A 19,872-nucleotide genomic window follows, 5' to 3' on the forward strand; every position below is an offset into this window, starting at 1 on the left:
CTGCGTGGCCCGTGGCCGCGAATCGACACTGACAGTGTCGAATATTCGCTTTACGGTAGGAATAACACAATTCCATCGCACCACGAAAGCTAGTTGAAAAATCTTTCGGATGCGGGCAACCCGGGATGATATTTCCGGATTTTGTGAGTGCTTCTAGTGCCCGTCAGGTGAGATTTTACTGGTAGCCATGTCCTGGATGAGGAACCATTTGCTCGGGGCTGGGACGCGTTGTGGGGTTGGGGGTTGAAGTGAGGCCGCCACGACGACACCCGATGGCTCGATGTAACGAACGGCAGCGGTAGCCGGAGTGTCCTTGGCGCCATAAAAGCGCCGTTGGCAGGTCAGGCAGCGAAAGGGCCGCAGCCCCACGAGCAGATATTCGACAGATCGACGCCGCGAGCGCGTTCGAGCGGTAGATCCGCAGCCGGGGCATTGCTTGGTAGAACCCATCGATTTACCTCTTGCAACGATTTTATTGGGTCGCAAGGGGCGCAGGGGAGAGCGACTGCGGAATCAATGGTCACCACGGCGGCTGTTACTTGCCCTAGTTTCCCAGCCGTTCAAGATGTCGAAATGCGCCTGTCGAGATACATATCTCGAGGAAGATCAACGAATCGTAGGCGATGTGAACGAGGCCGGCTGCGGCGACGGAGCGGAAGCGTACGCGCACATAGCAGAAGACCAGGGACGGAAGATAGAGGACGGTCAGCGCACCGACGGACCAGTGCAGCTGGGGCCCGTGGATGGAGACGAACAGGGCGCTGGTAACGATGGAGGAGAAGATCCACGCGCCGCGAGTCTGGTCCGTGGTCTGCTGCCAGCGTTGCACGGCTGCGGGAGTGCGCTCCATGCTCAGCCAGTCGTAGGCCGTGGCGACGGCGGGGAGAAGGAAGCCGCGAAATCCAATCTCTTCGTATACGGGAACGAACAGGCTGCCGAAGATCGTCGTCACCCAGGCGGAGACGGGGTTGCGGAAGAGGCTGAGGATCTCGGTCTCTTTCGGTAGCTTCACGAAGTGCTCGACGACGTGCTCCCCGACCTGGGCGAGGCCGCTGAGCGCGAAGCCGAGGGCCAGCAGCTGCCACCAGTGCAGGCGAGCCTGCCGCCAGGTCCAGTGGATGCCGTCGAGAAAGCTGCGCTGCCAGAGCAGAGGGAACAGCGGGAAGGAGACAGCGAGCGCGAGGACGTAGCCGAGCAGCTGGCTGGCGCCGCTGACGTAGAGCTTGACGTCGTTGTTGGAGAAGACCGTCCGGTGGAAGGCGAGGAAGAGGACGATGGCTACGCCGAAGAAGCAGGCGATGGTAAGCGCGAAGAACAGCAGAGCGTGCCCGAGGTGGGGAATGCGCCTGGCGACACCGTGGTCGTGTGCCGGGTCGGTGTCGTGCTGCACGTCGAGCGCCTGGTCGTGATGACCGACCGGCTTGGGCAACGGAAGATCGCTCATGTCTTCGCTATGATCGCACCCTCGCGCGAATGTGTGAAAGCAGACGAAAGGTGGGAGGCGGTCGGCGATGCGTGAGAGCTACTTCGCGGATTTTTTCGCGGCCGATTTCTTTTTTGCGGGCTTCGCAGGAGCGCGGCCTTCGGCAGGCTTGGCCTTGGAGGCCGTGGGGACGCCGGTCTTGCGCTCCGGAGCGACGAACTTCGGCTTGGGGGCCTTCTTCTCGAGGTCGGGCAGCTCGGCTGGTGGCGGGAGCTGTGCGAGCTGGGGTCCGGCAGCGTCGTAGTAGCGGGCGAGGAACTCGCCGGTATGCGATCCCTTGACCAGCGCGACCAGCTCGGGAGCGCCCTGCGCGATGATGCGGCCGCCGCCTTCGCCGCCCTCGGGACCCATGTCGATGAGGTAGTCGGCGTTGCGGATGATGTCGAGGTTGTGCTCGATGATGAGCACGGTGTTGCCGAGATTGGTGAGGCGGTGCAGGACTTCGAGGAGCTTGCGGACGTCGTCGAAGTGCAGGCCGGTGGTGGGCTCGTCGAGCACGTAGAGCGTGCGGCCGGTCTGGCGCTTGGAGAGCTCTTTGGCCAGCTTCATGCGCTGGGCTTCGCCGCCGGAGAGCGTGGTGGCGGACTGGCCCAGGTGCACGTAGCCGAGGCCGACGTCGACGAGGGTCTGGAGCTTGACCGCGACGGCAGGGATGTCTTTGAGGACGGGCAGGGCGTCTTCGATGGGCAGATCCAAAATATCCGCAATGCTGTACCCGTTGAAGCGCACGCCGAGGGTCTCGGTGTTGTAGCGGCGGCCGTTGCAGACCTCGCACTCGACGTAGACGTCGGGGAGGAAGTTCATCTCGATGCGGCGCTGGCCGTCGCCCTGGCAGGCCTCGCAGCGGCCACCCTGGACGTTGAAGGAGAAGCGTCCGGGCTTGTAACCTCGCTCGCGGCTCTCGGGCAGCATGGCGAAGAGGTCGCGGATGGCGGTGAAGACGCCGGTGTAGGTGGCGGGGTTGGACCGTGGCGTCCGGCCGATGGGGGACTGGTCGATCTGGATGACCTTGTCGAGCTGATCTGCGCCGTGGATCGCCTTGTAGGCGCCGGGTTCTTCGCGGGAGCCGTAGAGCTCTTTGGCGAGGGCGCGATAGAGGATGTCGTTGACGAGGGTGCTCTTGCCGGAGCCGGAGACGCCGGTGACGACGGTCATGACGCCAAGCGGGAAGTGCGCGGTGACGTGCTGGAGGTTGTGCGAAGTCGCGTCCTCAACGGAAAGCCAGCGGCCGTCGAGAGGGCGCGGGGCCTTGTTCTCTGTCGGCCGGGTGACGATGTCGATGAGGCCGGCGAGGTATTGGCCGGTGACGGAGGCAGGGTTCGCCATGACTTCGGCGGGTGTGCCGGAGGCGATGAGTTCGCCGCCATGTTTGCCGGCGCCGGGGCCGAGATCGAGCAGATAGTCGGCGGCGCGCATGGTGTCTTCGTCGTGCTCGACGACGAGGACGGTGTTGCCGAGATCGCGGAGGTCCTTGAGCGCGGAGATGAGGCGCTGGTTGTCGCGCTGATGCAGGCCGATGCTGGGCTCGTCGAGGACGTAGAGGACGCCGCGTAGACGCGAACCGATCTGGGTCGCGAGGCGGATGCGCTGGCCCTCGCCGCCGGAGAGCGTGGCTGCGGAGCGCGAGAGCGAGAGATAGCCGAGGCCGACGGCGTTGAGGAACTCGAGGCGCTCGATGACCTCGCGCTGGAGGCGGTCGGCGATGAGCTTGTCGCGGCCGACGAAGTTCATGGAACGTGCGCCGCGCAGGGCGCGGGCGAGCGAGAGCGACGTGAAGTCGGCGATGGAGAAGTCCGAGGGTCCAGGGTCCAGGGCCAAGGGGTCAGAAGGCGGCCCGCTGTCTGGGCCCTGCATGGGGATCGTCACAGCAAGCGATTCTGGTCGCAGGCGGGCGCCGTGGCAGACGGGGCACTCGCTCGCGGACATGTACTGCATCATGTAGTCGCGATAGCCCTCGGACTTGGTCTCCTCGAGAGTCGAGCGCAGCCAGGCGAAGACGCCGTGGAAGCCGGTGCGCGCGGTCTCGCCACGCGGAGGACCGTAGAGCAGGAGGTTCTGCTGCTCCTTGGGAAGGTCCTGAAAGGCGAGCTTGAGGTTGATCTTGTAGCGGTCGGCGGCGAGTTTGATGAGGCGATGCAGGTACTGGCTGGCCGAGCCGGGACCCATGGCGCCATCGAGCAGCGGCTTGGACCAGTCGGTGATGGTCTTGGCGGGATCGAAGTCGTAGATGGAGCCGAGGCCGTTGCACTCGGGGCAGGCGCCGTAGTTGGAGTTGAAGCTGAAGCTGCGGGGCTCGAGCTTGGGTACGTTGATGCCGCAGTCGGGGCAGGCCATCGACGAGCTGTAGAGGGTCTCTTCGTAGCCGCCGCCGGGCGTCTGCGAACCGATGAGCACGAGGCCATTGGCGAGCTGCAGCGAGGTGGTGATGGCGGCCTGCAGGCGGCGAGTGTCAAAGGAGGGCGAGGGTCCAGGGTCCAGGGTATAGGGCCCAGAGGGCACATCGCCGTTGGCGCTTTCTGAACCCTGGGCCCTGGGGCCTGAGCCCTTGGGAATTTCGGCTGTCGGGAGCGCTTTGAGGATGATCCTGTCGACGACGGCTTCGACGGTGTGGTTCTTGCGCTTTTCGAGGCGCATGCCTTCTTCGATCTCGGTGATTTCGCCGTCGATACGGATGCGGTAGCCCTTCTTGTCCAGGGATTCGAGCTCTTCGCGGAACTCGCCTTTGCGACCGCGAACGACGGGGGCGAGGACGGTGATGCGCTCCTGCGGGCGGCCGGAGCGCTCATGCTCGGCGGCGCGGGCGACGACCTGGGCGACGATCTGGTCGGCGGACTGACGCGAGATGGGCCGATGGCAGTTGGGGCAGTGCGGCTGGCCTACGGAGGCCCAGAGCAGGCGCAGGTAATCGTAGATCTCGGTGATGGTGCCGACGGTGGAGCGGGGTGAGCGCGAGGTGGTCTTCTGCTCGATGGAGATGGCGGGCGAGAGGCCGTCGATGGAGTCGACGTCGGGGCGCTCCATCTGGTCGAGGAACTGGCGTGCGTAGGCGGAGAGCGTTTCGACGTAGCGGCGCTGGCCCTCGGCGTAGATGGTGTCGAAGGCGAGCGAGCTCTTGCCGGAGCCGGAGAGGCCGGTGACGACGGTCAGCGTGTTGCGCGGAATGGACACAGAGACATCGCGCAGGTTGTGCTGACGCGCTCCGCGAACGTGAATGTGAGTCAGGCTCATAGACAGGGGCTCATCAAGGAACTACAGGCCACAGGGGCCAAGCTCTTAGGGTATCAAGGTTTGGGGGTGAGGGTGTCTGTGGCCGGGAGTGCCGGCGTGGGCCAGGCGGGGGAGACCCGTCCTGTGCCGCACGGGATTTCCAGGCATGAACCGACAGGAACCGCGAAAAGCAACAACATTTGCAGGATTTTGGTAAATTTCCTGTGCGATTCGGGGCACACTACAAGAGGTCGCAACGCATCCTACCGGCAGTTGTCCTGTAGTGAATCTGCGACGTGGCTTGGGCCCTTCCCAGGAGTTTTGTTGTGATGGTCATGTTGATGTTGTCGTGTGCGATCGCTGTATCCCTGGCGCTCGGTGTTCTGTTCGCTTACGGGCTTTGCCTTGGTCTTTTCCGGCTGTTCCGGTGGCACTCGATCTCGGCGGCGCGGGAGCGCATGCAGTCCGCTGGCACGCGGATTGCGATCGAAGGCTAGCGCCCCGATCGGCTGAGAAGATCGCGGTACACGGGCGATGGTTCCCTCGTCTGTGGCTGGATGTGTCCAGCTCGTCGACGCCTGAGCCGGAATGAAGTTATTGCCGTACCCGCCGCCGCCCTATTGGGGCGGCGTTGTTGTTGTCGAAGTCGAGCCGGAGGTGCTCTGCTGCAGCTTGAGCAGCTGCTGGTAGATCTGCTCTGGTGTTGAGACTCCGTTGGGCGAGGTCGCGGTGGTGGTACCGGTCGCCGGCGGGTTGGGCGAATCCACGATGCCCTGCTGGGTTTCGGTGGTCGTTGACGGCGTGGGCAGCGCGTCGGTCGGCACGGAGTTTGTGGTCGGCATGGTGGAGACGGTGTTGGTCGTGTTGTCCGGGCTGCCGAGAGGATTGTTCAACGGTGGATTCCCGGCAGGAGGAGTTCCGCCCGGGGGACCGGCGCCGTCTCCCGGGCGCTGCTGAACGGGAGGCTGCCGCAGGCCGCCACGGCCCATCACGGAAGGCTGCGGCGGAGGAGTGAGGCTGTCCGACGAATAGCTGGGAGCGGATGGACTGGGGGGCGTGACGCCACCGGTGCGCGGGGTCAGGACGAGCTCCACCGGGCCGAGGCCGTCGTCTTCCTTCAGCAGCATGTTCGTGCCGGTGCCGAAGAGCAGGGTGGCGAGGACGTCCGAGGGAGCTGCGGGTCCATAGTGGCCGAAGACGCGCTGATCGTTGACGCCGCCGTGGATCTTCATGCCGGTAGCCCGGGAGATCTCGAAGAGGATGTCGTTGAGGCTGGAGTTCTCGGCCCGGACGTCGAGCTCACCGCCGACATAGCTGACCTGGGCGCGCTGAGGCCGGGTGTATGCGGTGGTGACCGAGGTGGCCGTCAGCGGTGCGGTGGTGGCTTCGGGGGCTGGGGTGGATGTCGGAGCGGTCGCGGGAAGCTGAGCGGCGAGGGGAAGAGCTGTCGCGGACAGCAGCGTCGCCGCCGCAAGCAGGAGCTTCGGGCTGGACATGGCGGGTTGGCGCTGAGCTGGCATCTAAAGTGTGGGACGTGGGCCGGAGCCTGAAGGTAGCCTACAGCGTCCGGGGTATTGGTGGATGGTACGCGCTGGATGGTTGTGAGGCCGCGGCTGATCGCTGGACGCTTCCGCCCGGTCTTCGTATGCTTGGCTCTGAACGTGCGCTGCGTCGCGCGGCGTGAGGATTGGATGCGAGACGATCAGTTGCAAGACGAGTATGGGATTGGCCGGGGCAGAATGACGAGAGCGAGAGCGATGACGGCGGCGATCACCCTGGCGGCGATCGCGACGCTCGCCGGTTCCGTGCTGGAGGCGACGGCGCAGACGTGCACCACCCAGGCGAAGATGGCGGACGACGTGCGGTCGTCGCTCGCGGACCAGGCGCTGGCCATCGCGCTGGATATCAAGGCCAACAATGGGGCGAAGGTACAGGGCGAATCCGCCCCGGCGCTGACGGGAAACTTTGCGCCGACGGCCTTCTTGCTGCGGACGACGTCGGAAAGGATCGCTGCCGATTCCCTGGCTGTCTCACAGCTGTACCTGCTGGATGCGTCGAAGGTGAGCGGGACGGCCGAAGTGGACTTCTCGTGTCCCCTGACGGCTACGACGTCCGAGACGGACTTTACCTTTGGCACCTTGCCGGCGGGGACGTATGCCTTTGCGATGGTGGAGGCCACAGGGCCGCGACCGTGGCTGCTGAGCCTGCTGCTGCAGCAGGATGGCAGCGCGTGGAAGCTCGCGGGACTTTATACGCATGCCCGGATGGTTGGGGGGCGGGATGGGCTCTCGTACTGGACGGCGGCTCGTGAGGCTGCCAAGGCGAAGCAGTCGTGGCGCGCGTGGCTGTTGTATGCGGAGGCCGACGCCCTGCTGGCGCCAGCGCCTTTTATCGACTCCACCCACCTGGACAAGCTGCGCTCCGAGCAGCGCGAGGCTCTGCCTCCGGAGCTGGGGGACGGACTGAACGCCCAGACGCCGCTGGTGTTGAAGGATGCGAAGGGCGAGTCGATCGCCTATACGGCGGTTGCTCCGGACTCTTCCGACGATGGCTCCAAGCTGCGGCTGGCGGTGCACTATCGTGCGACGCCGCTGGCGGACCCTGCGGCTGCGGGGGCGCGGAACCTCGATGCGGCCCGTACGTTGCTGGACGCCCACAAGGACCTTCGGACGGGCGTGGACTCGGTCTTCGTCTTCGCCGATCTCGAAGGGCAGGCGCCGTTCGCGACGGAGATACCGATGAGCCAGATCCCGTAAGGGCCGTCTGGAAATGTCTTTTCCGATCCTCCGCAAGACCTGTTCATTGTCTGTTGATGAGGAGAAGAGAACTGGATCGCTGGTTCCACCAAAGAGGTCCGAGGTGAGACACTAAGCCCCGATGGGTACCACACTGAAATCTCTCGCGCAGGCGATTCGCGACCGCCGTGCGACGCCGAGCTTCGATGGCGAGCCGATCCCCGCCGGGGACCTGCGCCAGATCCTCGATGCAGGCCTTTCGATGCCCAGCGGCTACAACATCCAGCCGTGGCGTTTTGTCGTCGTACAACACCCCGAGCAGCGGAAGCGGCTGCGTGCCGCGAGCTATAACCAGGCGAAGGTCGAAGAGGCCTCGGCTGTGATCGTCGCGTGTGGTGACCGCGATGGCTGGCGCAAGGACCTCGATGAGGTGCTGCGGATGGGGCGCGCCGGCGGTATGAGCGAAAGCTATGCTGCCCAGGCGGAAGAGTTCGTGCCCTCTTACCTCTCGAGCTTCAATGCAGACCAGATGGCGGCATGGTTGAACAAGCACGTCATGATTGCCTTCACCGCGATGATGCTGATGGCCGAAGTGATGGGTTACGACACCGCGCCGATGGAAGGCTTCGAGCAGCAGAAGGTGTGCGAGACGCTGCGGCTGCCGATGAGCTATCACGTGGTGGCGCTGCTGGCGATCGGAAAGAACCAGGGGCCGGACAAGTTCAACGGTGGGCGTTTCGACATGGCGCACACGGTCTTCGGCGAAGAGTATGGCAAGCCGCTGAAGTAGACCTGTTCCGCATAGGACTCCGGTGCAGCGGAGACGTGAATTTTTGTGCATAGCCTGTGCAGCGGCTGGCATCCTAAACAGCAAGCGAGAGGATTGAGATGCAACGAATCGGCCGGTTGCTGTTGTGGGTTGTACTGCTTGTAATCGTGGCAGGCGTCACGTTCTATGAGCGCCCACTGTGGGTCAATCTGCAGATCACGCACTTCGAGCTGTTCCTCTCCCGCGTGCAAAGCAACTATGTGCTGACGCCGGAGGGCCGCGTGCACTACTACGACGCGGAGCCACGGTTTGCCCCGGAGCATGGCATTCCGCTGGTGCTGGTGCATGGTCTTGGCGACCGCGACGAGAGCTGGGCTCCCATGCTGCGCCGCCTGAAGCGCGCTGGCTTTCATGTGTATGCGCCGGATCTGCTCGGTTACGGGCGCTCACCCAAGCCGGGCGATTCGGACTACTCGATCGCGACGCAGGAGAAGTTCGTTGCGGACTTCATCCAGGCGCTTGGGCTGCAGAAGCCGGATATCGGTGGCTGGTCGATGGGTGGCTGGGTGGCGCTGAAGCTGGCGACCGACCATCCCGACATGGTGGACCGGGTTGTGGTGTACGACGCGGCGGGCATTCAGCCGGATTCTCCGGTGCCGAGCGATGCGTTCCATCCCAGAGATATCCAGGGAATGCAGCGGCTGGCATCGTTGCTGGAGCCCACAGCGAAGCCGCTGCCGAACTTCGTTCTGCGCGATGCGCTGCGGGTGTATGGCGACCAGCAGTGGGTGGTCGACAAGGGCGTGACTGCCATGCTGACGGGGCACGATGCGGTTGACGCAACGTTGCCGCAGCTGCAGAACCCGCTGCTGATCGTGTGGGGAAGCGTGGATGGGATGCTGCCCCTGGCGATGGGGCAGAAGATGCACACGCTCGATCCGCGCTCGGAGCTGGATATCGTCGAAGGCTGCGGACACCTTGCACCGAAGACGTGCTCGGGACGCGTTGCGCAGGCTACTGCGGACTTTCTGAAGTCGAATCCCGCGCCGAGTGGTGGTGTGCGGACGCTGGCGGCGATGAACAAGTAGGGCGCGGTGCTGGTGGTCCGTTCTCTGTTGTCCGGTGTCTGTTCTTGGGGCCGGCTCTGCGTTGGCTCCGGACCTCGCGCTGTCTGCTCAGTTGGGAAAATGCGGATGATCGAGTCGCGGGTCTTGAGTTGTGAGCTGCGAGTCAGTCTCAGCCTGGCAGGAGCGTGCGACTTCTACTCTGATCCCCAGACGTAGGCGTCGCTCTGTTCCAGTCCGATGTGCGCGAGCACTCGCTGGACGTAGGTGCGGACCATCTCTTCCATTGACTGCGGCTTGGCGTAGAAGGCGGGAACGACCGGAAAGACGGTAGCTCCGGCTTCGGCGACGGCCGTCATGTTGCGCAGGTGGATGAGGTTGAGCGGCGTCTCGCGGACGCAGAGGACGAGCTTGCGGCGCTCCTTGAGGCAGACGTCGGCGGCGCGCTCGATGAGGTTTGAGGCGAGGCCATGCGCGATGCCGGCGAGCGTGCCCATGGAGCAGGGAATCACGATCATGGCGTCGATGGGGTAGGAACCGGAGGCGATGGCCGCGCCGACATCTTCGTGAGCGTGCTGCAGAACCTTGGGGCAGGGATGCCCGGCGAGCTTTTCGGCGAGGTCGATGCGCCCGGAGATTCCTGTCTCCTCGGCCAAGACGCGGAGTGCTGACGGCGAGGCTACGAGGTGCACACGAGCGACGCGGGCGTCCGCCTCAAGCGCGCGGAGAGCTTCTGCGGCGAGCGCGGCTCCGCTGGCGCCGGTGATAGCGAGAGTGACGATGGTTTGCCCTGGCTTCCGGTAGCTATGTGTCAGTTCCATCACTCTTTATCTTTGCATCCTTCACCATCTTTGCACCCCTCGGCGCGACTTTCGCTAACCGAACCGCTTTAATGGAAAGAGCGATGGAGCGGTCGCAGTGCGCCACCGAGTGAGCGTCCAATCCATCGAAGGAACGTTGGAGAAGAGGGTTATGTGGAGGCGCTTTTGAAGGTTGGCGGTCGATGCGTCGACGGTGGGAGGAGCGAGTGAAGGTACGAACGCAGGCGGGACGCTTCAGGCTGGGATGGTGGGCGGTGCTCGCGATTGCTTTTGGTTCCGCGATTCCGCACTCGCAGGCATCCGTGGCGGTGCTGGTGGAGCAGCCGTATGGGCACCTCGGGACGTTTTCGCCGGGCGGGCACTCTGCGATCTTTCTGGATCACGTGTGTGCGGAGACGCCGGTGAAGTTGCGTCCCTGCCAGCCGGACGAACTGGGCGTGGTGATCAGCCGCTACGATGGGATTCAGCACCTGGACTGGCTTGCTGTGCCGCTCACGGGCTACTTGTATGCAGTCGATACCGCGGCGGACATTCCCGCCTCGATGGACCGCGAACGCGAGGTTGCGTTGCGCGACATTTACCGGCGGGCGCACCTGGAATCGATCGCGCCGGATTTGCCGGATGGCAAGGCTCCTGGTGGAAACTGGTATGAGCTGGCAGGCTCTGCTTACGACCGGGCGATCTTTGGCTTCAGCGTGAAGACGACTGCCGAGCAGGATGCCGGGCTCATTGCGCTCTTCAACGACCGCCGAAATGTGGAGCGTTACAACGGAGCGTTTACCAACTGCGCCGACTTTGCGCGGGTCACCATCAACCGCTTCTACCCGGGAGCGATCCATCGCAACTTCATTGCTGACTTCGGTGTGACTTCGCCGAAGCAGGTCGCCAGGCAGCTGACGAAGTACGCTTCGCGCCATCCTGAGGTGGAGCTGGAGGTCTTCAAGGTGCCGCAGGTGCGCGGGTCGCTGCCGCGTAGTCATGCCAACGAGGGCGTGAGTGAAGCGCTGGTGCGACGCTACGGCCTGCCGATCGTGCTGATCTCGCCTGTTACCGCCGCGCTGATGCTGACTGCCTACATCGGGGATGGGCGGTTCGAGATGCCGCGGCACGCGCCGATCCTGGACGTTGGCGTGCTCGAGGCCGAGGCGAGAGTGCTGCCTGCGCTGGTGGCTCCTGCCGGCGGCCCGGAGCAGGAGGCGATGCTGACGCGGTCTCTTCGGCTGCCGGAGCCGGAGGCTGCACTGCCGTTTCCCGATCCGCCGTCGATGCCTCGAGTGGAGGTCGTTGCGGTACCGCAGGGAAAGACGGAGCCAGCCGGAGCATCGCAGCCTTTCTAGGCGACGCGGGGTGGATGCGCGGTGAAGGCTGGCGCAGTCCCAATGGCTGGACGCGGCCTAAGCGCAAAATGCGACAATAGCGATATGGAAGTTCTGGTCTATTCGGCTGACTGGTGCCGTGACTGCCGCGAGGCGAAGCGTTTTCTGAACCTGCATTCGATCCCGTACCGGGAGATCGATATCGAGCGTGAGCCTGGCGCAGCCGAGGCCGTGATCGAAGCGACAGGGAAGCGGGCGATCCCCCAGTTTGTGATTGATGGACGCTGGGTGCAGCCGTACCGCCCGGGGCAGGGCTTTCTCCACCACGAGATGGCTGAGTTGTTCGGTGTGAAGCACCCGTAGTTGCATCGGTGTGACGTTCCGCGGGGTCGTCACCCCGCGGCCATCTGCCGCGACAGCGATGCTCTACGTTAGCTGCTTTCAGCTTCCCCGGTGCCCTGTGACTGTCCCGCGATCTGAAGTTCGTGGAGCGCGTGCATGAGCATTTCGCTCTTTGGACCGAGCTCTTTCAAGTGTTCGACCACGAGACGGTGGAGCAGTTCCTCTCCCTGCTGCGTGAGGAGTACGAGAGACCGGCGAAGGTCCTTTTCATCGTGCTCGCGCCGCACCAGTCCCTTGCGCTCGGCCCGGTCCACGAGTTCCACCATGCTGTTGTGACGCAGAATCATCCGTTCGGCCAGGTAGCCGATCGATGCCTTTTGCCCCTCCGGCATGGAGGCAATGACCTGCATCAGTTGATATTGTTGAGCGGCGATACCTGCCCGCTCACTCGCCATTTCGCTGAAACTAAGGAACTTTCGCAGCTGAAAGCGAAACTCCGCAAGTGTACGCAACCGGCTCAGGTACGTGCCGTTGCTGTTGTTGGTGTCCATTGAAGATGTAGCCTCGTTCTTCGATGCACGCGAGTTTTCCAGCCAAGGTAAATAATTTGGCTCGGTTTGAAACTTTCTCGCGTGCTGATTCGTAATCGTACCCTCGTTCATACCAGCCTCCATTAGAAAAGTCCAACGTCTTTCGATATATGAGCTTGCGCTTGTCGTCCCGCGAAGAAAGCTCTGTCCGGAATTAGGCCCGTCAAATACTGGGGTCCGTTCCTCCGGTGCGGCGAAGGTGGTTGAGCCCGTTACACTAAAAGCTATGATTCCCCGTTACACGCGGCCTGAGATGGCCGCACTGTGGTCTGAGCAGACCCGATTCGCGAATTGGTTACGTGTGGAGCTGGCGGCCACCGATGTGTTGGCAGAGGCCGGACTGGTTCCTCCTGAGGCTGCCAAAGAGCTGCGGCAACACGCGGCGTTCACGATACCGCGTATCCATGAGCTGGAAAGTGATCTTCGTCACGATGTTTTAGCTTTCACAACGTGTGTGGCCGAGCATGTTCGCGGAGCTGGGTCGGATGCCGCCCGATGGCTACACTTTGGTCTTACCTCCACGGATGTCGTCGACACGGCGCAGGCCCTAACGTTGCTGGAGGCCTCGGCGAGCATTCGGAAGGGGATCGTGGCATTCCGCGAGACGCTGAAGGCCCGGGCGATCGAGTTCAAGCTGACGCCGACGATTGGACGCACGCACGGTATCCACGCCGAGCCGACGACCTTCGGGCTGAAGCTGCTGCTCTGGTATGCGGAGATGGGCAGGAATCTGAAGCGCTTCGACCTGGCAGCGGAAGACCTGCGCGTTGGGAAGCTTTCGGGAGCCGTGGGGACATTCGGGCATCTTGAACCGCGGCATGAGGTGGCGATCCTTGCGAACCTGGGCCTGCGCCCGGCGGAGGTCTCGACCCAGGTGCTGCAGCGCGACCGCCATGCTGCGTATCTGGCGACGCTGGCTGTGATCTGCTCGACGCTGGACAAGATTGCGACGGAGGTGCGTCACCTGCAGCGGACGGAGGTTCGTGAGGCGGAGGAGTACTTCTCGCCGAAGCAGAAGGGATCGAGCGCGATGCCGCACAAGCGCAACCCGATTACTGCCGAGCAGATCTCAGGGCTGGCACGCGTGGTGCGTGGCAATGCGCAGGTGGGCTTCGAAAATGTGGCTCTGTGGCATGAGCGCGATATCTCGCACAGCTCGGCGGAGCGCGTGGTGATACCGGATTCGACCACGCTCACGGACTATCTGCTGCATAAGACCGATAACATGATCGCGAAGCTGCTGGTGTATCCGAAGCGGATGCTGAAGAACCTGGAAGCGACGGGCGGGCTGGTGTTCTCGGGCCAGCTGCTGCTGGAGTTGTCGGCCGCGGGGCTGTCGCGTGAGGATGCGTACAAGCTGGTGCAGTCGCAGGCGATGGAAGCCTGGCAGAACGTTGATGAGCCAGGCTCGAAGACCTTCCGCGAGCGGATGGAGTCTGACCCGACGGTGACGTCGAAGCTGACGCCGGAGCAGATTGCGCATGCGTTCGATTACACGCGGCAGCTGCGCAATGTGGATGCTATCTTCGAGCGGACGTTTGCGGAAGGATAGAGCGCGACTTGTTAGTTGTTGGCTTGTCGATGTAGACAAATGCATTATCGGTACGACCTTTGCGGGCTAACAGCTAACAACGAAAAACTAATAACTGTCTTTTCACTGTTCCTTGTAGTTCCGCATCAGGCCGCCATCGATGACGTAGGTTGAGCCGGTGACATAGGCGGCGTCGTCCGAGGCTAAGAAGGCTGCGAGGCCGGCTACCTCTTCCGGCTTGCCGAGGCGCCCCAACGGGATATTGGCGAGCAGGGGATTGAGCTTGGACGGATCGTTGAGCAGCGCGGTGTTGATGGGCGTGGCGATGGCTCCCGGGGCGATGTCGTTGACTGTGATGCCGAGTGGGCCAAGCTCCACGGCGAGGTCGCGCATGAGCATGCGGATGCCTCCCTTGGAGGCGCAGTAGGTGGAGAAGTGCGGGAAGACCATGTCCTCGTGCACGGAGGAGATGTTGATGACGCGGCCGGGCTTGTTCGCGGCGCGCAGGCGGCGCACGAAGGCCTGGGTGAGGAAGAAGACGCCCTTGAGGTTCACGGTGAGGACGGCGTCGTAGTCGGCTTCGGTGACGTCCCAGAAGTCGGCGCGCTTCTCGATGCCAGCGTTGTTCACGAGGATGTCGCAGGAGCCGAGCTGCTGCCATGCCTGCTCGATGAGGTTGTTGCAGTCGGCGATGCTGGCGACGTCTGCCTGCACCATCACGGCTTTGCCGCCAGCGGCGACGATCTTGTCGACAGTGCCCTGGGCTTGTTCCGGATGATCGCGATAGTCGACGACGCAGCCGGCGCCTTCCTGTGCGAGGCGTTCTGCGATGGACTGACCAATGCCGGAGCCTGATCCGGTGATGACTGCGACCTTGTCTTCAAGACGACCTGCCATCGACTGGATCTCCTTCGTATTGCAACGCATCTCTGTTGTGGCGAGACGTTATAGCCTGATCGCTCACTCTGGTTCGGGAGTGCCTGTTATGGAGTCTGATGCAGAGTCGAGCGATGGTGTGTAGACGCGAGTGGCCCAGGAGGCGCGTTTGCGACGAAAGAAGTCGCTGAGGAAGGTTGAGGTGGTTTCGGCCAGCAGGCCTTCGTTGACCTCGACGCGATGATTGAGCGCTTCGTGGTTCATCACGTTGAGCACCGAACCGCATGCGCCAGCCTTGGGATCACGTGCGGAATAAACAAGCCTCGCGATGCGCGCGTGGAGGATGGCGCCTGCGCACATCGCGCAGGGCTCCAGTGTGACGTACAGTGTGCAACCCAGCAGGCGATAGTTGTTGAGGGCGCGTCCGGCCTCGCGCATGGCAACGATCTCCGCATGTGCCGTGGGATCGTTGGTGCGCAGTACAGCATTGTTGCCGTGGCCGATGACTTCACCGTCGGGGGAGACGACGATTGCGCCTACGGGAACTTCGCCTGCAGCCTCTGCGGCGTGGGCCTGTGCGATGGCCAGTTGCATGTAGTCGAGATCGCTGAGGGCCATGGGAGAAGGATAGCGCGGGTTAAACAGAAGAGGGCGTAAAGCGACGGGGACCAAGATCGAAGAGGGCTTAACAGAAGAGGGCTTAAACAGAAGAGAGCTTAAACAGAAGAGCTCCGCGCCAAGCGGAGCTCCTTCTGCACTGCAGGAATAGTACTGCCGGACGTTGTGCGTTTGCTACTTGGTGAAGATGGAATCGCCCGGAATTTTCTCTTCGTTGTCATGAATCCTGTTCTGGGCGCGTTTGGCACCCTGCATCGCCTCTCGATCGAGGTGTTCTGCAGGTGTATCTGCAATACCAACATCTCCACCGCCACCGGACTCGATGGCTTCGTGCGAAGGACGGCTTGCCGTCTTTGTGGAATCCAAACCTATTGCCATGGTTCACCTCACTGGCTAATAGAGATGGCATCGGGCGACTTCGGGTTGCCGTTGTGGGCGCGTGGCAACAATCATGCAGATGCTGGGATGGTTGCCTCACTGCAATGCATCGATGTGGGTCCCATCGCAACGCGATTGCTACAATCGTAGTTTCGTGCAGAGGCTCTCGATGCATGTTGCATGAGCGCGCTTTGCACGGCGAGCGAGACGAATGAGCGAGTGGGAAACCCTGCAGCGTGAAGCGATTGTGATCGACGGACATGCGGACACACCGCAGCGGTTCGTGGATGAAGGCTGGGACATGGCCGACCCGGTGGGGACGGGCATGGTGAGCCTCGAAACGGCGCGCGCCGGCGGTCTCGATGCCGAGTTCTTCGCGGTGTGGGTTGATCCGCATGAGTGGCCGGGCCGTTACGCTGAGCGGTCAGCGTCGCTGCTTGCAGGCGTGCAGCAGCAGCTCGCGAAGCACCCGGACGCGATGGTGTTGGGATTGTCCGCGGATGACATTGTGAAGGCGAAGGCTGCGGGGAAGTTCTGCGTCTTGCTGGGGCTTGAAGGCGGTCACGCGATCGAGGCGAGCCTGGAGAAGCTGCGAGCGTTTTATGCGCAGGGCGTGCGCTATATGACGCTTACGTGGACGAATACGAACGAGTGGGCGGACAGCTCCGGCGACATGGATGATGCGAATGTGCAGCACCATGGAGGGCTGACGGACTTTGGCCGCGAAGTGATCGCAGAGATGAATCGGCTGGGCATGATGGTGGATGTGAGCCATGTGTCGGACGCAACGTTCTGGCAGGTGCTCGAGTGCTCGACGGCGCCGATCATTGCGAGCCATTCGAGCGCGCGGGCGTTGAACGGCGCGATGCGCAACCTCACCGACGAGCAGCTTCGCGCCGTGGCGACGAAGCGAGGCATCGTGATGGTGAATTTTTACGCGTCATTCATCGACGAGGCGTTTCGCGAGGCGTGGCGTGCGACCGAAGCGATGCGCAAGCCGCTCTATGAGGCTGCGGATAAGCCGTGGCGCGAGCGCGGCGTGCCTGCACCCTATGCGGCGTCACTGACGGTCGACCGTGCGTTCTACGCCGAGCATGTGGGGAAGCTGTTTCCGGCGCCGCGTTTCGAGGCGCTGATCGATCACTTCGATCACATCGCAAAGGTGGCAGGAATTGAACATGTGGGCGTGGGGTCGGACTTCGATGGATTCGCGATACTGCCGGAAGGGCTTCAAAGCGCGGCGGATCTGCCAAAGATCACGCGGGTGCTGCTGGAGCGGGGCTATACCGCCGAGCAACTGAAGCTGCTGCTCGGCGGCAATATGCTGCGAGTGATGCGGGAGGTCGCCGCCGCGGGACGCTAATGAATGACGTGGGCGTCTTTGTTGCTGAGGATGTCCATCTTCTCCACCTGCAGCACGTTGCTGAAGAGCTCAGGGGCGCGGACCATCAGGGCTTTGGCGATATCGCCGTTGAGGTGGGCTTCGCGGCCTTCCTCATCGTGGAAGGTGCCGAAGACGGCGTACACGCCCTGGGTAATCTTTACGCCATACCATGTGTGGGTACTGGCTTCGTTGCGGGCCAGCTCCGCGCCCTGCTTCAGAAATACCTCTGCTTCAGCCTCTCGGCCGGGTTTTGCTTTCAGCATCACCCAAAGTGCAAGTTTCGACATTGCGACGTTTCTCCTCATTTCGTCCGGTTGATGGATTGACGCCGGTCTTTGCCCGGAGCCCGGTGATTCAGTTAGCCTCTAGGATGGCATGATGCGTGTGACTTTACGTTCGATTCCCTGGTTCGCGGCTATGACCTTTGCGTTGTCGGCCGCCGCGCAGAGCTCTACAGCTCCAGCTTCTACCACCCCGGCACAGCAATCTCCTGCAGATGCCTTGCCCGATGCGCCTTCAGCGATGGTGCACGAGGCCCCGGCTGCGGTACCGACGGGTTCCATTGTCGTCTTTGATACGTCGATGGGGCGGATGGTGTGCCGGCTTTTTGACAAGGAAGCGCCGATTACCTCTGCGAACTTTGTGGGACTCGCCACTGGCACGAAGGAGTTTACGGACCCGGTGACGAGCAAGAAGGTGACGGGCGTACCGTTTTACGATGGCACCACGTTCCACCGCGTTATTCCCGGGTTCATGATCCAGGGCGGAGATCGCGTCGGCAACGGTACCGGGGATGCGGGGTATTACATCGAAGATGAGATTCTGCCGTCGTTGCGATTCGACGTACCGGGCCGGCTGGCAATGGCGAACTCCGGGCCCAACACGAACAGCGCGCAGTTCTTCATCACAGAGGCTCCGCAGCCGGACCTGACAGGGCACTACTCGATCTTCGGCCAGTGCGATGAGCACGCGGTGGTTATGGTGATGTCGATTGCCCGCGTTCAACGTGGAGCTGACGACAAGCCGGTGACCCCGGTGATGCTGAACAAGGTGACGGTACTGAAGCCTGGCCAGCCGCTGCCACCGGATCCGCATCCTGCGCCGGCGGCGAGTCCGACGCCTGCAGCACCGCCACCGCAGAATCAATAGCAACGGAGCCTCCGCGCGCGCGGTTGCATCCAAGTTTGAGTGAGTTCAGCAGCAGAGAAGACGCAAGGAAAGAAAGAGGATACGCAATGGCATTGACCGCAGTATTTACGACGTCGGAAGGCACGATCAAAGCGAAGCTGTTCGAGGCCGAAGCTCCGGAGACGGTAGCCAACTTCGTTGGCCTGGCGGAAGGCACGAAGGAGTGGAGCGCACCCAGCAAGAAGGCTGGCCAGACCAAGCTCTATGACGGCACGATCTTCCACCGCGTGATCCCGGAGTTCATGATCCAGGGCGGCGACCCGATGGGCAACGGCATGGGCGGCCCGGGCTACAAGTTCGCGGACGAGACCAAGGGTTCGCCGCATCACTTCAAGCAGCCGGGCAAGCTGGCGATGGCGAACGCAGGCCCGAACACCAACGGCTCGCAGTTCTTCATCACGGTGACGGACACGAGCTGGCTGACGGGCAAGCACACGATCTTCGGTGAAGTGACCGAGGGCTACGACATCGTCGAGAAGATCTCGAAGGTGGCGCGCGATGGGATGGATCGGCCGAAGAAGCCGGTGGTGCTTGAGTCGGTGACGATCGAGCGCTCGTAATTTTCCGCTGATTCACAGACAGAGCCTGCCCTTCATGGGCAGGCTCTGTTGTTTGCGGGCGTGGCGTAGGATGGCCCATGCTCCGATCTCGTACGTGGACGGTCGTGCTTGGCTTTGCGCTCGCTATGGCAGGATTGCTGCGCGCGGAAAAAGTCTCGTCGCTGGGAAAGCCTTCCGGTTACGTCGACGACTACGCCGGCGTGTTCTCGAGCGATGAGCGCGCGAGTATGGAGGCGATGTGCGTTGAGCTGCACGAGAAGATCCACGCGCAGGCCTTTGTCGTGACGGTGAAGTCACTCGAAGGCGATTCCATCGAGCACTTTGCGAACGACCTGTTCCACACCTGGAAGATCGGTGACAAGAAGAGCGACAAGGGTGTGCTTCTTCTGTTTGCGGTGAAGGACCATCGGTATCGCATCGAGGTTGGGTATGGGCTGGAGGGGATCCTCAACGATGCGAAGGTTGGGGATATCGGTCGCGAGATGGTTCCTGAGCTGAAGGCAGGTAACTATGATGCGGCCGCTGATGGGAGCCTGCGGTCGGTGCTGCAGATCATCTCGACCGATGCCAATGTGCCGCTGGAGAAGCTCGAGGCATCGCCTCAGGCGACGTCAACGGAGTTGGCGGCGGATCTCTCAGCGGGGGAGTTACCCGCTCCGCCTACTCCGCCATCGGACGCTCATCCGTGGCTGATTCCCGTGATCTTTATCGGTGCCTGGGTGGTGCTGGTTGGCGGACTCGTTGTGGTTGGAATTCGCAGGGGGATTCGCGGCGGACGAAGCAGCGGATCTGCGGGCGGAAGTTCAAGCTTCGATAGTGATTCGAGCTCGTCAAGCAGTGATAGTGGTGACAGCTTTGGCGGCGGCGATGGTGGCGACTCCGGTGGCGGAGGCGCGAGCGGAAGCTGGTAGCAGAGGGCCGGAGTTGCGCGTAGTAGTTCATGGTCCCGCGCGGGGGACTGTACTACGCCGGGTAGTAGCCGGGCATGCGTCATTGGGCATGATTCCGTC

Annotated in this window: 20 protein-coding genes; 11 read left to right on the forward strand and 9 right to left on the reverse strand. The window is 62.7% G+C overall.

Annotated elements, in window-relative coordinates; translation table 11 throughout:
* Positions 1 to 544: 544 nt before the first annotated feature.
* A complete protein-coding gene (locus C4S68_RS00755; protein WP_103931131.1) occupies positions 545 to 1,444 on the reverse strand; it encodes a CPBP family intramembrane glutamic endopeptidase in 900 nt (299 codons plus the stop codon).
* A 78-nt stretch (positions 1,445 to 1,522) separates the two neighbouring features.
* A complete protein-coding gene (gene uvrA / locus C4S68_RS00760) occupies positions 1,523 to 4,711 on the reverse strand; it encodes an excinuclease ABC subunit UvrA (protein WP_103931132.1) in 3,189 nt (1,062 codons plus the stop codon).
* A 308-nt stretch (positions 4,712 to 5,019) separates the two neighbouring features.
* On the opposite strand from uvrA, the gene C4S68_RS23330 reads away from it, so the two are divergent.
* Positions 5,020 to 5,187, forward strand: coding sequence for a hypothetical protein (locus tag C4S68_RS23330; RefSeq protein ID WP_200821446.1), 168 nt, complete (start codon positions 5,020 to 5,022; stop codon positions 5,185 to 5,187).
* 120 nt (positions 5,188 to 5,307) lie between these two features.
* Here C4S68_RS23330 and C4S68_RS00765 read toward each other — a convergent pair whose 3' ends face one another.
* Positions 5,308 to 6,186 carry a hypothetical protein gene (locus C4S68_RS00765; protein WP_103931133.1) on the reverse strand — a complete coding sequence of 293 codons (879 nt, stop codon included), beginning with the start codon at positions 6,184 to 6,186 and terminating at the stop codon, positions 5,308 to 5,310.
* A gap of 243 nt (positions 6,187 to 6,429) precedes the next feature.
* Between C4S68_RS00765 and C4S68_RS00770 the strand changes: the two genes are divergently transcribed.
* From C4S68_RS00770 to C4S68_RS00780, 3 genes are all read left to right on the forward strand, one after another.
* On the forward strand, positions 6,430 to 7,446 hold the full coding sequence (locus C4S68_RS00770) for a hypothetical protein (RefSeq protein ID WP_146071963.1): 1,017 nt from the start codon (positions 6,430 to 6,432) through the stop codon (positions 7,444 to 7,446).
* Positions 7,447 to 7,567: 121 nt separating this feature from the next.
* Complete coding sequence (locus tag C4S68_RS00775) at positions 7,568 to 8,215, forward strand: nitroreductase family protein (protein ID WP_103931135.1); 648 nt, start codon at positions 7,568 to 7,570, stop codon at positions 8,213 to 8,215.
* A 98-nt stretch (positions 8,216 to 8,313) separates the two neighbouring features.
* Positions 8,314 to 9,282 carry an alpha/beta fold hydrolase gene (locus C4S68_RS00780; RefSeq protein WP_103931136.1) on the forward strand — a complete coding sequence of 323 codons (969 nt, stop codon included), beginning with the start codon at positions 8,314 to 8,316 and terminating at the stop codon, positions 9,280 to 9,282.
* 173 nt (positions 9,283 to 9,455) lie between these two features.
* Here C4S68_RS00780 and C4S68_RS00785 read toward each other — a convergent pair whose 3' ends face one another.
* Positions 9,456 to 10,079 carry a UbiX family flavin prenyltransferase gene (locus C4S68_RS00785; RefSeq protein WP_103931137.1) on the reverse strand — a complete coding sequence of 208 codons (624 nt, stop codon included), beginning with the start codon at positions 10,077 to 10,079 and terminating at the stop codon, positions 9,456 to 9,458.
* 182 nt (positions 10,080 to 10,261) lie between these two features.
* Here C4S68_RS00785 and C4S68_RS00790 point away from each other — a divergent pair, with 182 nt between their 5' ends.
* On the forward strand, positions 10,262 to 11,416 hold the full coding sequence (locus C4S68_RS00790) for a hypothetical protein (protein WP_160114939.1): 1,155 nt from the start codon (positions 10,262 to 10,264) through the stop codon (positions 11,414 to 11,416).
* An 84-nt stretch (positions 11,417 to 11,500) separates the two neighbouring features.
* Complete coding sequence (locus tag C4S68_RS00795) at positions 11,501 to 11,758, forward strand: glutaredoxin family protein (protein ID WP_103931139.1); 258 nt, start codon at positions 11,501 to 11,503, stop codon at positions 11,756 to 11,758.
* Positions 11,759 to 11,826: 68 nt separating this feature from the next.
* Here the strand turns inward: C4S68_RS00795 and C4S68_RS00800 are convergent, their stop codons facing one another.
* On the reverse strand, positions 11,827 to 12,399 hold the full coding sequence (locus C4S68_RS00800) for a MarR family winged helix-turn-helix transcriptional regulator (RefSeq protein ID WP_235011262.1): 573 nt from the start codon (positions 12,397 to 12,399) through the stop codon (positions 11,827 to 11,829).
* A 154-nt stretch (positions 12,400 to 12,553) separates the two neighbouring features.
* Between C4S68_RS00800 and purB the strand changes: the two genes are divergently transcribed.
* Positions 12,554 to 13,879 (forward strand): adenylosuccinate lyase, encoded by a 1,326-nt coding sequence (gene purB / locus C4S68_RS00805; protein ID WP_103931140.1) that lies wholly within the window; start codon positions 12,554 to 12,556, stop codon positions 13,877 to 13,879.
* A gap of 102 nt (positions 13,880 to 13,981) precedes the next feature.
* Here purB and C4S68_RS00810 read toward each other — a convergent pair whose 3' ends face one another.
* The 3 genes from C4S68_RS00810 to C4S68_RS00820 all read right to left on the reverse strand — a co-directional run bounded on the left by C4S68_RS00810 (position 13,982) and on the right by C4S68_RS00820 (position 15,730).
* A complete protein-coding gene (locus tag C4S68_RS00810; protein WP_103931141.1) occupies positions 13,982 to 14,755 on the reverse strand; it encodes an SDR family NAD(P)-dependent oxidoreductase in 774 nt (257 codons plus the stop codon).
* A 63-nt stretch (positions 14,756 to 14,818) separates the two neighbouring features.
* Positions 14,819 to 15,352, reverse strand: coding sequence for a tRNA adenosine(34) deaminase TadA (gene tadA, locus C4S68_RS00815; protein ID WP_103931142.1), 534 nt, complete (start codon positions 15,350 to 15,352; stop codon positions 14,819 to 14,821).
* A gap of 174 nt (positions 15,353 to 15,526) precedes the next feature.
* Positions 15,527 to 15,730 carry a hypothetical protein gene (locus C4S68_RS00820; RefSeq protein WP_103931143.1) on the reverse strand — a complete coding sequence of 68 codons (204 nt, stop codon included), beginning with the start codon at positions 15,728 to 15,730 and terminating at the stop codon, positions 15,527 to 15,529.
* A 211-nt stretch (positions 15,731 to 15,941) separates the two neighbouring features.
* Between C4S68_RS00820 and C4S68_RS00825 the strand changes: the two genes are divergently transcribed.
* A complete protein-coding gene (locus C4S68_RS00825) occupies positions 15,942 to 17,093 on the forward strand; it encodes a dipeptidase (RefSeq protein ID WP_103931144.1) in 1,152 nt (383 codons plus the stop codon).
* Here the strand turns inward: C4S68_RS00825 and C4S68_RS00830 are convergent.
* Complete coding sequence (locus C4S68_RS00830) at positions 17,090 to 17,401, reverse strand: putative quinol monooxygenase (RefSeq protein WP_103931145.1); 312 nt, start codon at positions 17,399 to 17,401, stop codon at positions 17,090 to 17,092. The genes C4S68_RS00825 and C4S68_RS00830 overlap by 4 nt on opposite strands.
* Before the next feature lie 88 nt (positions 17,402 to 17,489).
* Between C4S68_RS00830 and C4S68_RS00835 the strand changes: the two genes are divergently transcribed.
* From C4S68_RS00835 to C4S68_RS00845, 3 genes are all read left to right on the forward strand, one after another.
* Positions 17,490 to 18,263 carry a peptidylprolyl isomerase gene (locus C4S68_RS00835; protein ID WP_235011263.1) on the forward strand — a complete coding sequence of 258 codons (774 nt, stop codon included), beginning with the start codon at positions 17,490 to 17,492 and terminating at the stop codon, positions 18,261 to 18,263.
* 86 nt (positions 18,264 to 18,349) lie between these two features.
* Entirely contained in the window at positions 18,350 to 18,862 is a 513-nt protein-coding gene (locus C4S68_RS00840; RefSeq protein ID WP_103931146.1) for a peptidylprolyl isomerase, read from the forward strand.
* 77 nt (positions 18,863 to 18,939) lie between these two features.
* On the forward strand, positions 18,940 to 19,773 hold the full coding sequence (locus C4S68_RS00845; RefSeq protein ID WP_103931147.1) for a TPM domain-containing protein: 834 nt from the start codon (positions 18,940 to 18,942) through the stop codon (positions 19,771 to 19,773).
* Positions 19,774 to 19,872 lie beyond the last annotated feature (99 nt).

The organism is Bryocella elongata (assembly GCF_900108185.1).
Taxonomy (GTDB): domain Bacteria; phylum Acidobacteriota; class Terriglobia; order Terriglobales; family Acidobacteriaceae; genus Granulicella; species Granulicella elongata.